Genomic DNA, 14023 nt, shown 5'->3' with positions numbered 1-14023 from the left:
TGCATGACAAATAGGTAGACAACAGAAGAGCCGTTGCGACTCGGGTATCACATGATGAACGTGATCCCGGCGCAACGGCCTTCAGGACACCGCCGACTGACGATCTTTTGGGTTCTAGTTGGCGAATTCCGAGCCCAGACGGGCCTTCGCCGCGGTGGTGCCGAGGAGCGTATGGCCGAAGGTGAACGTCCCGTTCGGCGCAACGACGGTGGCCGGAACCGGCACACCGCCGGGCGACACCACGTACTGCGCCCGGGAGCGGAAGGACCACACGGACCCGGCGCCCGCGTTCTCGCCGGGCGCGCCGACCGCGAGATCGGCCAGTCCGTCGCCGTTCGCGTCACCCGCATGGACGGCCCCGCCGAAGGCGTCACCCTTCTCGGCGGCTCCCGGCACGCCCGTGGTGTTCTGCGTGACCACCTGGTGGGAGCCGGCCCCGGTCAGCCCGTCGGCCCGGCCGCTGAGCACGACGACCGCGCCCGCGTCCTTGACGGAGTTCGGGGCGGTGGCGGGGCCCAGGTCCTCGCCGGGCACACCGGTGACCACGTCGAGGTAGCCGTCGCCGTCGACGTCCGCGAGCTGCACGTCGGTGCCGAAGCCGTCGCCCTTCTCGGCGGTGCCGGGCACCCCGGGGCTGTCCTGGTTGACGGCCTGCTCCGCCACTCCGTCAGGAGCGCCCGAGGTACCGGGGATCCAGTCGACACGGCCGCCCTTGGCGCGGTAGGCGTCATGGTCGCTCTCGTAGCCGTCGACGGCCCGGCCCACCACGATGTCGGCGTAGCCGTCCCGGTTCACGTCCCCGACCGCGAGGTTCTCGCCGCCCTGGAGCGCGGCACCGTCGATGTCCCAGACCAGGGTCCAGGGCGTGAGGCCGTCCTTGGTGCCCCACCAGTACGCGATCCGCCGGGAGTCGAAGGTGTCGGTTCCGGTCTGGGCGGCCACGACGTCGGTGATCCCGTCGCCGTTGAGGTCGCCGACGTCGAGGTCGAGGACGCGGCTGTCGTACCGGTCCTTGACCACCTGGCGTTCCCCGGTGGCCGCGCCGGAGCGGGTGAAGGGGCCGCCGGTCGCCACCAGGCCGTACCGGTCCACCGCGGTCAGCAGATCGGTCGCCCCGTCCCCGTCGACGTCCCCCACCGCGAGGTGTCCCTTGGTGCCGAGCCCGTCGCGGGCCGCGCCGGAGGCGAGGGAGGCGCCGCCGGACAGACCGCGGGCGCCGCCCCAGACGACCTGCACCAGACCGGCCCCGCCGTTCTCGCCACCGACTCCCACGACCAGGTCCGTGTACCCGTCCCGGTCCAGGTCGGCGGTGGTGAGCGCGCTGCCGAACCGGTCACCCGCCTCGGAACCGCCGGGGACACCCGCGCTGTTCTGGCTGAACACCTGCTTCGTGGCGGACCTCAGGCCGCTCGCCGAGCCGTACAGCACCCCGACGAACCCGGCCTTCGCCCTGCCGGCCACGGTTCCGTCGGGGGCGGCCACCGCGAGGTCGGCGTAACCGTCACCGTTGAAGTCGTCCCGCACCTCATGGGGCGAAGCTCCCGCGACGGCGGGCAGGGCGACGGCACCGCCGAGCGCCAGGGCTACGGCGAGCGCCGAGCGCCACCCTCTTCGTTGAACGCGCATACCGCATCCCCTCCTGTGACGGTCGTACAGATGTGCCCGTTACGACTCACAGGAAGGGCGGTTGGTTGTCTTGCGCCCGATTTCGCGTGTCGGCTCAGAACGGCTCGAAGTCGTCGAACTCCTGGGCGGCCTCGTCCCGTTCGGCCTGCTTGTCGCGGCGGCGCTGGGCGGCGGGCCGGGGCTCCTCGAAGCGGTGGTCCTCGCCACGACGGCCGAGCATCTCGGCGCCGGCCATGACGGTCGGCTCCCAGTCGAAGACGACCGCGTTGTCCTCGGGGCCGATGGCGACGCCGTCGCCCGAGCGGGCGCCCGCCTTCATCAGCGCCTCTTCCACACCGAGGCGGTTGAGACGGTCGGCGAGGTAGCCGACGGCCTCGTCGTTGCTGAAGTCGGTCTGCCGCACCCAGCGCTCCGGCTTCTCGCCGCGCACCCGGTACAGCCCGTCCTCCTCGCGGACCACGGTGAAGCCCGCGTCGTCCACGGCCTTGGGCCGGATGACGATCCGGGTCGCCTCCTCCTGGGGCCTGGCGGCCCGCGCCGTGCCGACCAGGTCGGCGAGCGCGAAGGACAGCTCCTTCAGCCCCATGTGGGCGACGGCGGACACCTCGAAGACGCGGTAACCGCGCGCCTCCAGATCGGGCCGCACCATCTCGGCGAGGTCCTTGCCGTCCGGTACGTCGATCTTGTTCAGGACGACGATGCGGGGACGGTTGCCGAGGCCGCCGTACTCCGTGAGCTCCGCCTCGATGATGTCGAGGTCGGAGACCGGGTCGCGGTCGGACTCCAGCGTGGCGGTGTCCAGGACGTGCACCAGGACACTGCAGCGCTCCACGTGCCGCAGGAACTCCAGGCCCAGGCCCTTGCCCTGGCTGGCGCCCGGGATCAGGCCCGGTACGTCGGCGATGGTGTAGACGGTGTCGCCGGCGGTGACCACGCCCAGGTTCGGGACCAGCGTGGTGAAGGGGTAGTCGGCGATCTTCGGCTTGGCTGCTGAGAGGACGGAGATCAGCGAGGACTTTCCGGCGCTCGGGTAGCCGACGAGGGCCACGTCGGCGACGGTCTTGAGCTCCAGCACGATGTCCTGGAGGTCGCCGGGCACGCCGAGCAGCGCGAACCCGGGGGCCTTGCGGCGGGCGGAGGCCAGCGCCGCGTTGCCGAGGCCGCCGCGACCGCCCTGGGCGGCGACGTAGGAGGTGCCGTGTCCGACGAGGTCGGCGAGGACGTTGCCCGCCTTGTCGAGGACCACGGTGCCGTCCGGCACCGGCAGGACCAGGTCCTGGCCGTCCTTGCCGGAGCGGTTGCCGCCCTCACCGGGCTTGCCGTTGGTGGCCTTGCGGTGCGGGGAGTGGTGGTAGTCGAGCAGCGTGGTGACGGACTGGTCGACGGTGAGGATCACGTCGCCGCCCCGGCCGCCGTTCCCGCCGTCGGGTCCACCGAGCGGCTTGAACTTTTCACGGTGGACGGAGGCACAGCCGTGACCTCCGTTACCCGCGGCGACATGCAGTTCGACGCGGTCCACGAAGGTGGTCATGGTCAGTGCCTCCAGAAGACGTACGGAATACCTATTGCTGTAACACGCGAAAGGCGGACCCGCCTTCCCACCAGGGAAGTGAGGTCCGCCTCGCGAAAAGTTCGGTCTAAGCCTGAGCTCAGGCGACCGGAACGATGTTCACGACCTTGCGGCCACGGTGGGTACCGAACTCCACCGCACCGGCGTTCAGCGCGAACAGCGTGTCGTCGCCGCCACGGCCGACGCCCGCACCCGGGTGGAAGTGGGTGCCGCGCTGGCGGACCAGGATCTCGCCCGCGTTCACGACCTGACCACCGAAACGCTTCACGCCGAGGCGCTGAGCGTTGGAGTCACGACCGTTACGGGTGGACGATGCGCCCTTCTTGTGTGCCATCTCTCCTCAGTCCCTTACTTCGCAGCCGCGGGGATCTCAGTGACCTTGATCGCCGTGTACTGCTGGCGGTGGCCCTGACGACGGCGGTAGCCGGTCTTGTTCTTGTAGCGAAGGATGTCGATCTTGACGCCCTTGTGGTGGTCCACGACCTCGGCCTGGACCTTGATGCCGGCCAGGACCCACGGGTCGCTGGTCACAGCGTCGCCGTCGACAACGAGCAGGGTCGAGAGCTCGACCGTGTCGCCAACCTTGGCAGTGGAAATCTTGTCAACCTCAACGATGTCGCCGACAGCAACCTTGTGCTGGCGACCACCGCTGCGCACGATGGCGTACACGCGGATCTCACTCTCTCGCTCGGGAACGGCACCCCCGCAGTCCAGCCGCCCGGCAGAACGAGCGGCCTCTCCCGGCCGGAACAGCGACCCGAGAGGAAGAGGTTTACGGGGATGTGGCGTGTCACCAGTGGACACGCCGACGGTCTAGGTTACGGGGCCGCGGCCGAACGGGTCAAACCGGGCCCCGTCACGTTCAAACCCACGCGTCAGGAACCGAGGCTCTCCCGGTACGCCACGCACTCCTCGTAGGAGGGCAGCAGCCCCTGCTCGCGGGCCTCGGCCAGGGTGGGCGCCTGCTCGTCCTTGGGAGAGAGCAGCGGGGCGACCCCTTCGGGCCACTCGATGCCGAGCTCCGGGTCGAGCGGGTGGATGCCGTGCTCACGCTCGGGCGCGTAGCCCTCCGAGCACAGGTAGACCACGGTGGCGTCGTCGGTGAGCGCCATGAACCCGTGGCCGAGCCCCTCGGAGAGGTAGACGGCGTGGTGGTCCTGGTCGTCGAGGCGGACGATCTCCCACTGGCCGAAGGTCGGCGAACCTACCCGGATGTCCACGATCACGTCGAGGACCGCGCCGCGCACGCACTTGACGTACTTGGCCTGCCCGGGCGGCACGTCGGCGAAGTGGATGCCGCGCAGGGTGCCCCGGCTGGAGACCGACATGTTGGCCTGGGCCAGCCCGAGCGAGTGGCCCGCGGCCTCCGCGAAGACGGGGGCCTTGAACCACTCGTGGAAGCTGCCCCGGCCGTCGGGGAAGACCTTCGGCTCGAACACCCAGGCACCGGAGATCGAAAGGGGTCGCATCGCGGGGCTCAGCCCTTCTTCTGGTTGGTCAGGGCGCGCTTGATACGCCCGGCCGCCCGGCGCCACAGCGGACGCGGCGCGGCGGCCTTCTTCTTCGGGACAGCGGCGGCGGCTTTCTTCGTGGCCGACGGGGTGTGCCGGTCGATCACCTTGGCGGCACCGGAGGCGTCCACCACGACATCGACCGGGAGCCGGGTCCACTTGCGCTCACCGCGGGCCGCGGAGGGCACCCCGACCCGGACCGCCCAGCGCATGCCGGTGAGCTTGTCCAGCGGCAGCGTGGCGGTGGCGATACGGCCGTCCAGCGTGGCGTCGGCCGGGTACTTGCCGACGTTCTTGCGCTCGAAGCGCAGCTGAACGGTGTCTCCGCCGGTCGCGGCGATGTGCAGCGGCAGGGGCAGCCGTACGTCCGAACCCTCGACGGTGCCCTCGGCGGGCGGCATGAACGCGACCGCCTCGCCCTCCAGCTTGTTGGTGTGCTGGTCAACGTCGAGCGAGAGGTTGCCGGGTCCGTCGGTCCAGTAGGGCAGGACGAGCCGCTGGGGCTCGCCGGTGAGGGCGGCCAGCCGGCCGGCCTCGACGTCCTCGCCGCGCACCGCGCCGAGCCGGGTCTCCTTGCTCCAGCCGCAGGACTTGATCCTGAGGTGCAGGTCCCAGATGCCCTTGTCGAGCGGGGCGCCGGAGGCCGCCGTCTCGGGGTCGAGCTCGGCGCGGGCGGAGATCCGCTGGCGGAGGACACCGTCCCCGGCCGCGACCTCGTGCAGCTCGCTCTTGACGGGGAGGTAGAACTGCCGGGCGTCCTCGCGGTGCCGGACCACCAGGTCCACATCGCTCTTGGCGAGCGGGGCGTCCAGCTTGATGCCCTGGTCGTCGAGGGCCCCCAGGGCCTCGTCGGACAGCGGCAGGCCGAGCAGCCGGCGCTCGCCCTCCTGACGGAAGGTCATCGGCTCGTCGCCGATGTGCAGTTCGGCGTCGAAGCCGACGCGCAGGGTGCCGTCCTGCCACTCCAGCGAGGTGAGCGCGCCGGTGGGCTTGATCCCGGCCTCCCACTCGGCGAGCGTGCGGATGTCCTGGTAGCGGTCGGCGAAGACCAGCCCCGCGACCACCTTCTGGGTGAGGCCGAGACGGGCGACGACACCGGGGCCGAAGCGCTCGGTGACCACCTTGTGGATCTCGGTGTACAGCTCCTCGGCGTAGTCCTCGGGGAGCTTGAGGAGGCGCTGGCCGCGCAGCCGCTCGACCATCTCGTTGCGCAGCCAGCGGCTGAACAGCTTGTCGCGCAGCGCGCCGGGCTCGGTCAGCGACTCGACGACGTCGAGGGCCTCGCGCAGGTTGCCGAAGTAGCCGACCGGGTCGAAGCGCTGGAAGCCGGCGTTGGAGCCGTCGTCACGGGTGATGTGGTAGTAGCACAGGTAGTCGCCCAGGACGGAGACGTTCTTCGCGCGCAGGTAGGTCTCCACGACGAAGACGTGGTCCTCCAGCCGGCGGCGACCCTCCTTGAAGCGGATCCCGTGCTCGTTCAGGAACTCCCGCCGGAACATCTTGTGCGGGGTGAGGCTGTCGATCAGCGGCGCGTTGGAGACGGTGGCGCGCGGCCGGTTGACCCGGAACAGCTCCTGCGGGACCGGGCGTCCGATGCCGGCCATCTTGCCCACGACGACGTCGGCCTCGTTGGCCTTGCCGTAGTCGTACATCCGCTCAAGGGCCTCGTCGCCGAGCCAGTCGTCGTGGTCGACGAACATGACGTACTCGCCCTGGGCGGCCTCGATGCCGGTGTTGCGGGGCCTGCCCGACCAGCCGGAGGACTCCTGGTGGATGACGTGGAAGTGCGGGTGCTCGGCGGCGAGCTGGTCCAGCCGGGCCGGGGTCTCGTCGGTGGAGCCGTCGTTGACGAAGTAGACCTCGAACTCGTCCGGGGTCAGGCTCTGCCGGAGCAGACCCGTGATGCAGTCCTCGACGTACTTGCCGGGGTTGTAGACCGCGATGACGACGCTGACCTTGACCGTCACGCCGTGTTCTCCTTCAGATGGACCCGGTGGATCTCCGGGAAGGCCTCGGTGAGAGCCGTGCGCCAGTCGCGCAGCGGCTCGATGCCGGCCTCGGCGAACCGGCCGTGACCGAGGACGCTGTAGGCGGGACGGGGGGCGGGGCGCACGAACGCGTCGCTCGTGGTGGGGCGGACCCGGTCCGGGTCGGCGCCGAGCAGACGGAAGATCTCCTGGGTGAAGCCGTGCCAGGTGGTCTCGCCGGAGCTGGTGCCGTGGTAGACGCCCGCCGGGGCGGTGCCGGCCAGGGCGCCGCGGCCCAGCTCGACCAGCAGGCCCGCGAGATCGGCGCTCCAGGTGGGCTGGCCGCGCTGGTCGTCGACGACGTCGAGGGTGTCCTTGACGCCCTCCAGCTTGATCATCGTCCTGACGAAGTTGGGGCCGCCGGCACCGTAGAGCCAGGCGGTGCGCACGACATAGCCGCGCTCGGTCGCGAGGACCGCCTTCTCCCCGGCCAGCTTGGTGCGGCCGTAGGCGCTGCGGGGCGCGGTGGGCGCGTCCTCGGCGTACGGCGTGGTGGCGTCCCCGGCGAAGACGTAGTCCGTGGAGACGTGCAGCAGGACGGCGCCGGTGCGGGCGCAGGCGGCGGCGAGATAGCGGGGCCCGTCGCCGTTGATGGCGAGCGCCTCGTCCTCACGGGTCTCGGCGTCGTCGACGGCCGTCCAGGCGGCGCAGTTGACGACCACTGCGGGCCGGTGCTCTTCGAGCGCCGCGCTCACGGCCTCGGCGTCGGTGAGGTCCAGCGCCTTGCGGTCGAGGGCGACGTACCGCTCCCCCGACTGGGACAGCCGGGCCAGGACGTCCTGGCCCAGCATGCCGCCCGCGCCCGTGACCAGCCAGGTGCGGTTGTCGGTCACAGCGCGGCCCGCTCCTTCAGCGGCTCCCACCAGGCACGGTTGTCGCGGTACCACTGCACGGTCTCGGCGAGGCCCTGCTCGAAGCTCTTGCGGGGCTCGTAGCCGAGCTCCTCGCGGATCTTCGTGCAGTCGACGGAGTAGCGGCGGTCGTGGCCCTTGCGGTCCTCGACGTACTCGACGCTGGTCTCCCAGTCGGCGCCGCAGGCCTTCAGCAGCAGGCCGGTGAGCTCCTTGTTGGAGAGCTCGGTGCCGCCGCCGATGTTGTAGACCTCGCCGGCGCGGCCCTTGGTGCGCACGAGCTCGATGCCCTGGACGTGGTCGTCGATGTGCAGCCAGTCGCGGACGTTGCCGCCGTCGCCGTACAGCGGGACCTTCTTGCCGTCGAGGAGGTTGGTCACGAAGAGCGGGATGACCTTCTCGGGGAAGTGGTGGTGCCCGTAGTTGTTGGAGCAGCGGGTCACGCGCACGTCCAGGCCGTGGGTGCGGTGGTACGACAGCGCGATCAGGTCGCTGGACGCCTTCGCCGAGGAGTACGGCGAGTTGGGCTCCAGCGGGTGCGTCTCGGGCCAGGAACCCTCGTCGATCGAGCCGTAGACCTCGTCCGTGGAGATGTGCACGAAGGTCTTGATGCCGGCGCGGTGGGCCGCGTCGATCAGGGTGTGCGTGCCGACCACGTTGGTGCGCACGAACTCGGCGCCGCCGTCGATGGAACGGTCGACGTGCGACTCGGCGGCGAAGTGCACCACCTGGTCGTGTTCGGCCATCAGCTTGGCGACCAGCTCGGGGTCGCAGATGTCGCCCTGCACGAAGGCGAATCCGGGGTGCTCGCGCACCTCGTCGAGGTTGGCCGGGTTGCCCGCGTAGGTCAGCTTGTCCAGGACGGTGACCGAGACGTCACCGGGGCCCTGGGGGCCGAGCACGGTACGGACGTAGTGCGAGCCGATGAAGCCGGCACCGCCGGTCACCAGAATCCGAGTGGTCATGAAGAGATCTGCACCTTGCTGTGATCACCGAGCACGAGCCGGTGTGCCTTGGGGTTGCGGGGCGCGGGCGTGACCTCGACGTCACGTCCGATGAGGGAGGCCTCCACGCGGCGCACGCCGGTCACGGACGAGCCGCGCAGCACGATGGAGTACTCGATTTCGCTGTCCTCGATCCGGCAGTCCTCGGAGACGGACGTGAACGGACCGATGTAGGCGTCGTTGACCACCGTGCCGGCACCGATGATGGCAGGACCGACGATCCGGCTGCCACTGACCCGGGCGCCCGCCTCGATGCGGACCCGGCCGATGATCTCGCTGGACTCGTCGACCGTGCCCTTGTTCACCGGATCGACGGTCTCCAGGACCGACCGGTTGACCTCCAGCATGTCGGTGACGTTGCCGGTGTCCTTCCAGTAGCCGGAGATGGTCGTGGAGCGCACGTCACGCTTCTGGTCGATCAGCCACTGGATCGCGTGGGTGATCTCCAGCTCGCCGCGCCAGGACGGCTCGATGGAGCGGACGGCCTCGTGGATGGCCGGGGTGAAGAGGTAGACGCCGACGAGTGCCAGGTCGCTCTTGGGCTGCTTCGGCTTCTCCTCCAGGCCCACCACCCGGCCGTCGGCGTCGAGCTCGGCGACACCGAAGGAGGTGGGGTTGGGGACGCGGGTCAGCAGGATCTGCGCTTCGGGCCGCTCGGCGCGGAACTCGTCCACCAGACCGGTGATGCCACCGACGATGAAGTTGTCGCCGAGGTACATGACGAAGTCCTCGTCACCGAGGAACTCCTGCGCGATGAGGACGGCGTGGGCGAGGCCCAGCGGCGCGTCCTGCGGAATGTAGGTGACCTTGATCCCGAACTGGGAACCGTCGCCCACCGCCTCGCGGATCTCGTCGGCGGTGTCGCCGACGACGATGCCGACCTCACTGATCCCGGCCTCGGCGATCGCCTCCAGGCCGTAGAACAGCACGGGCTTGTTGGCGACCGGCACCAACTGCTTGGCGGAGGTGTGGGTGATCGGGCGGAGGCGGGTGCCCGCTCCCCCGGAGAGCACGAGAGCCTTCACGAAAATCCCTATTTGTCTAAATTAAGCGTCAATCTCGGCTCACATCATAACCCTGGGGACAGGCCCGGGATTCACCAGCCATTCACATGATCGATCACCGGTTGACAACTTTCCGTCGGACGCAATACCCACAGAATCACGAAATCCGCCCCCGGCGAACCAGGAGCGGATTTCGATCATCAGACGGCTGAAAAGATGCGGTGACCGTGCGTCAGGACTCGTCGGCCTGGGTCGAGACGGACTGCGGCGACTGCTGCTCCGCCGCCACCGTCTTCTTCGCCGCGGCCTTCTTCGCGGTCGTCTTCTTGGCGACGGTCTTCTTCGCGGCCGTCTTCTTGGCGGTGGTGGCCTTCTTGGTCGCGGCCTTCTTCGCCGTCGCCTTCTTGGCTGTCTTGCGAGCCGTCTTCTTGGCCGGAGCCGCCTCCTCGACGGGCTCCGGCGCGTCGGCCGGCGCCTCGGCCGAGGGCACGACCACGACGGCCGCCTCCTCGGACGCGGTGGGCGCGGTGGCCTTGCGGACGGCACGGCGGCGCGGACGGGCCGGGGCGGCGCTCTCGGCGACGACCTCGGCCTCGGGCTCGGCCGGCGCGGCCACCGGGGCCTCCTCGGCCTGCGCCTCGACCACCGGCGCGGCCTCGGCGACCGTCACCACGGCCGCCTCGGCACCCGCCGGGGAACCGGCCGGAGCCGACGCCCTGCGAGTGGCCCTGCGACGCGTACGGCCCTTGGGAGCGGCCTCGTCGCCGGCGGTGGGCTCGCTCACGGACCCGGCCTCCACGACGGGGTCCTCCGCGGCAACCGGCTCGGCCTGCGCCTCGGCGGCCGTCTCCGGCTGCACCGGACGGGCGATCTCAGCCTCGGCCGGCACGGCCTGAGCGGTCGGGACCTCGGCCTCCTCGGAGACCAGGGTCTCCTCGTCGGCCGGCGCCTCGGCACCACCCGACCTCCGCGAACCGCCACCCCGCGGGGCACCGGCCGGAGCGGACGCCCGGCGGCCCGCCCTGCGACGGCCACGCCCGCGCGTGGCCGCGGCCTCCGCCTCGGCGACGCTGCTGTACAGCTCCTCGTCGGGCGCGAACTCGGTGGGCGTGAGGGCGATCGGCTCGGCCACCTCGGCGGCGACCTCCGCCTCGGTCTCGACCTCGATCTCCTCCGGCGCCTCCACGACGGCCGCGGCCTCGTGGGTGTGCTCGTGCCCGTCGCCGCCGCGCCCGCGCTTCTTGCGCTTGCCGCCGCCACCGGCGGAGGTCGGCTGCTCCATGTGCACGATGACACCGCGGCCGTTGCAGTGGACGCAGGTCTCCGAGAAGGACTCCAGCAGACCCTGGCCGACCCGCTTACGGGTCATCTGCACCAGGCCCAGCGAGGTGACCTCGGCGACCTGGTGCTTGGTCCGGTCCCGGCCCAGGCACTCCAGCAGACGCCGCAGCACCAGGTCCCGGTTCTGCTCCAGCACCATGTCGATGAAGTCGATGACGATGATGCCGCCGAGGTCGCGCAGCCTGAGCTGACGCACGATCTCTTCGGCCGCCTCCAGGTTGTTCCTGGTGACCGTCTCCTCCAGGTTGCCGCCCTGTCCGGTGAACTTGCCGGTGTTGACGTCGACGACGACCATCGCCTCGGTCCGGTCGATCACCAGCGAACCGCCGCTGGGCAGCCAGACCTTGCGGTCCAGCGCCTTGGCGAGCTGCTCGTCGATCCGGTACGTGGCGAAGACGTCGACCTCGGAGGTCCACTTCGAGAGCCGGTCGACCAGGTCGGGCGCGACGTGGGAGACGTAGCCGTGGATGGTCTCCCATCCCTCGTCACCGCTGACGACGACCTTGGTGAAGTCCTCGTTGAAGATGTCGCGGACGACCCGGACGGTCATGTCCGGCTCGCCGTAGAGCAGCGTCGGCGCGTTGCCGCTCTTGGCCTTCTTCTGGATGTCCTCCCACTGACCCTGCAGACGCTCGACGTCGCGGCGCAGCTCGTCCTCGCTCGCGCCCTCGGCGGCGGTGCGCACGATGACACCCGCGTCCTCGGGGACGATCTTCTTGAGGATGGTCTTCAGACGCGCGCGCTCGGTGTCGGGCAGCTTGCGGCTGATGCCGGTCATGGAGCCCTCGGGGACGTACACGAGGTAGCGGCCCGGCAGGGAGACCTGGCTGGTCAGACGCGCGCCCTTGTGCCCGATCGGGTCCTTCGTGACCTGGACCAGCACGGGCTGGCCGGACTTGAGCGCGGATTCGATGCGGCGCGGCCCGTTGGCCATGCCGAGCGCCTCGAAGTTGACCTCACCGGCGTACAGCACCGCGTTGCGGCCCTTGCCGATGTCGATGAAGGCGGCCTCCATCGACGGCAGCACGTTCTGGACCTTGCCCAGGTAGACGTTGCCGACGTACGAGGTGGCCTGCTCCTTGTTGACGTAGTGCTCGACGAGCACGCCGTCCTCGAGGACGCCGATCTGGGTACGCTCACCGCTCTGCCGGACGACCATCACACGCTCGACGGCCTCACGGCGGGCCAGGAACTCGGCCTCGGTGATGATCGGGACACGGCGACGGCCCTGCTCACGGCCCTCGCGGCGGCGCTGCTTCTTGGCCTCCAGACGGGTCGAGCCCTTGATGGACTGCACCTCGTCGGACGGCTCGCTGCCCCTTTCCCGCGCGGGACGGGGCTCGCGCACCTTGACGACGGTCCGCTCGGGGTCGCCGTCACCGGGCTCGGCGTCGGCGGAGGAGTCACCGGACCGGCGCCTGCGGCGACGGCGGCGACGGCTGCTGGAGCTGGAGCCGCCGGACTCGTCCGAACGGGCGTCCTCGTCGTCCTCGTCGTCGTGCTCGTCGTCCTCGTCCTGCGCGGACCGCCCGGTCTCCTCGGCGGGCTCGTCGGAGTCGTCCGACTCCTCGTCACCGGAGGCATCGGCGGACTCACCGCGGCGACGGCGACGGCCACCGCGCCGGCGGCGACGCCGCGACCCGGTCTCCTCGGCGTCGTCCCCGTCCGCGGAGTCCTCGGCGCCCTCGTCGGTGTCCTCTTCTTCCTCCACGACGGTCTCGGCGGCGGTCTCCCGCACCTCGGGCTCGTCAGCGGCACCCCGGCGCCGGCGGCGGCGCCGCGACCCGGTCTGCTCCTCGGTGATCTCCTCGACCGGCTCCACGACGGACTCGACGGGCTCGGCCGGCTCGCTCTGCCCGGCCTCCGCCTCCGCGGCGGCCTCGGCGGCCGCCCGCTGCGGGGTCTGGAACTGCGGCTCGGTGAAGACGGGCGCCTGGAACACGGCGACCGCGGGTCGCGCCGGGCGACGCGGCGATCCGTCCTCGTCATCGGCACCGGAGGCGGCGGCCGCACCACGCCGGGCGGGCTCGGAGAACCCGGTGGCGGCCTGGCGGACGGACCGACGACGGGCACGACGCGGGGCGGCCTCCTCGACGGGGGCCTCAGCGGCGGGGGTCTCAGCAACGGGTTCCTGCACGGCGGGGACCTCGGCAACCGGCTCGGACGGCGCGGCCTCGACGGCCTCGCCCTCGGGGGCACCGGCAGGCGCGGAAACGCGACGCGTGGCACGGCGGCGGGCACGACGCGGGCTCGCGTCCTCGGCATCGGCGGGCTCGGCGGGCGCTTCCGCGGCCACCGGCTCCACGGTCTCGGCGACCTCGGTGGCGGCAGGTGCCACGGACTCCGCGGCCTCCGGAGCACCGGCGGGCGCGGCGGCACGCCGCGAGGCCCGGCGACGCGTACGACCGGCGGGCGCGGGGGCCTCGGCAGCGGGCGCCTCGTCGGCGCTCTCGGTCACGGCAGGCGTCTCGGCGGTCACCGACGCCTCGGCCTCAGCGGCCGGCGTGGAGACCCGACGGGTCGCGCGGCGACGGGTACGCCCGGCGGGCGGAGCCGCGTCCTCGACGGCGGGCGCGCTGTCGGCGGCCGGGGTCTCGGCGGGCGTCTCGGCGGCGACCACCGGCACCACGGTCTCTGCGGCCTCGGCCGCCGCGGGTGCCCCGACAGGAGCGGAGGCCCGGCGGGTCGCACGCCGACGCGGACGCCCGGCGGGAGCGGCGGCCTCGGCGGGCTCCTCAGCCTCGGGGCTCTGGATGTTCTCGACGTTCTCGTCGAGCTTCTCCTCCTCGTCCGTGACGAGGACCTCGGCCTCCGCGGCCGGTATGGCCGGAGCAACGACCTCCTCGCCGCCCGGGGCGGCGGCGACCGGCGGTCCCGCCGGCCTGGACGCGGCACGGCGCCGCCGACGCGGCGGCAGGGTGTCGCTGGGGGTGTTCTGTTCGGAACCCTCGATGGGTTCGGTCGGTTCGAGCATGCGGGCTTGTCTCCCGTCAGGCTCCCGGGCGCCGCGCCTGGTCCGGCGAGGATGCCGGTGACGTCCGCGGCTCGCGCGATGCGCGGTGCCGCCGTCCGGGGCGCGGGCGCCGCAC

10 protein-coding genes are annotated in these 14023 nt (G+C 71.3%); all 10 read right to left on the bottom strand.

Annotated features, from left to right (window positions below; all coding sequences use genetic code 11):
• Positions 1–114: 114 nt before the first annotated feature.
• Complete coding sequence (locus tag AQI94_RS02365) at positions 115–1626, bottom strand: FG-GAP and VCBS repeat-containing protein (RefSeq protein WP_031043333.1); 1512 nt, start codon at positions 1624–1626, stop codon at positions 115–117.
• Between the two features lie 94 nt (positions 1627–1720).
• Entirely contained in the window at positions 1721–3157 is a 1437-nt protein-coding gene (gene obgE / locus AQI94_RS02360) for a GTPase ObgE (protein ID WP_031043335.1), read from the bottom strand.
• A gap of 118 nt (positions 3158–3275) precedes the next feature.
• The gene (gene rpmA / locus AQI94_RS02355; RefSeq protein WP_007381992.1) at positions 3276–3530 is read right to left on the bottom strand and encodes a 50S ribosomal protein L27; all 255 of its coding nucleotides are present in this window, start codon (positions 3528–3530) and stop codon (positions 3276–3278) included.
• 14 nt (positions 3531–3544) lie between these two features.
• Complete coding sequence (rplU, locus tag AQI94_RS02350; protein WP_007381993.1) at positions 3545–3865, bottom strand: 50S ribosomal protein L21; 321 nt, start codon at positions 3863–3865, stop codon at positions 3545–3547.
• 206 nt (positions 3866–4071) lie between these two features.
• Entirely contained in the window at positions 4072–4665 is a 594-nt protein-coding gene (gene rfbC / locus AQI94_RS02345; RefSeq protein ID WP_031043338.1) for a dTDP-4-dehydrorhamnose 3,5-epimerase, read from the bottom strand.
• 8 nt (positions 4666–4673) lie between these two features.
• Positions 4674–6674: a glycosyltransferase family 2 protein gene (locus AQI94_RS02340; protein WP_031043341.1), complete on the bottom strand. Its 2001-nt coding sequence runs from the start codon at positions 6672–6674 to the stop codon at positions 4674–4676.
• Positions 6671–7567 (bottom strand): dTDP-4-dehydrorhamnose reductase, encoded by an 897-nt coding sequence (gene rfbD / locus AQI94_RS02335; RefSeq protein WP_031043344.1) that lies wholly within the window; start codon positions 7565–7567, stop codon positions 6671–6673. Before rfbD ends, AQI94_RS02340 begins: the two co-directional genes overlap by 4 nt.
• A complete protein-coding gene (rfbB, locus tag AQI94_RS02330; RefSeq protein WP_031043347.1) occupies positions 7564–8550 on the bottom strand; it encodes a dTDP-glucose 4,6-dehydratase in 987 nt (328 codons plus the stop codon). The genes rfbD and rfbB overlap by 4 nt, the downstream gene beginning before the upstream one ends.
• On the bottom strand, positions 8547–9614 hold the full coding sequence (locus tag AQI94_RS02325; RefSeq protein ID WP_031043350.1) for a glucose-1-phosphate thymidylyltransferase: 1068 nt from the start codon (positions 9612–9614) through the stop codon (positions 8547–8549). The genes rfbB and AQI94_RS02325 overlap by 4 nt, the downstream gene beginning before the upstream one ends.
• A gap of 211 nt (positions 9615–9825) precedes the next feature.
• Complete coding sequence (locus tag AQI94_RS02320; RefSeq protein ID WP_062229556.1) at positions 9826–13908, bottom strand: Rne/Rng family ribonuclease; 4083 nt, start codon at positions 13906–13908, stop codon at positions 9826–9828.
• Between the last annotated feature and the right edge of the window lie 115 nt (positions 13909–14023).

It is taken from the genome of Streptomyces pseudovenezuelae (assembly GCF_001513955.1).
Taxonomy (GTDB): domain Bacteria; phylum Actinomycetota; class Actinomycetes; order Streptomycetales; family Streptomycetaceae; genus Streptomyces; species Streptomyces pseudovenezuelae.
This window is presented reverse-complemented; position numbering and strand designations above follow the sequence as displayed.

Coding starts and splice junctions, on each gene's coding strand:
- rpmA (WP_007381992.1), bottom strand. CDS start 3,530: ATGGCACACAAGAAGGGCGCATCGTCCACCCGTAACGGTCGTGACTCC.
- rfbC (WP_031043338.1), bottom strand. CDS start 4,665: ATGCGACCCCTTTCGATCTCCGGTGCCTGGGTGTTCGAGCCGAAGGTC.
- AQI94_RS02365 (WP_031043333.1), bottom strand. CDS start 1,626: ATGCGCGTTCAACGAAGAGGGTGGCGCTCGGCGCTCGCCGTAGCCCTG.
- obgE (WP_031043335.1), bottom strand. CDS start 3,157: ATGACCACCTTCGTGGACCGCGTCGAACTGCATGTCGCCGCGGGTAAC.
- rfbB (WP_031043347.1), bottom strand. CDS start 8,550: ATGACCACTCGGATTCTGGTGACCGGCGGTGCCGGCTTCATCGGCTCG.
- AQI94_RS02320 (WP_062229556.1), bottom strand. CDS start 13,908: ATGCTCGAACCGACCGAACCCATCGAGGGTTCCGAACAGAACACCCCC.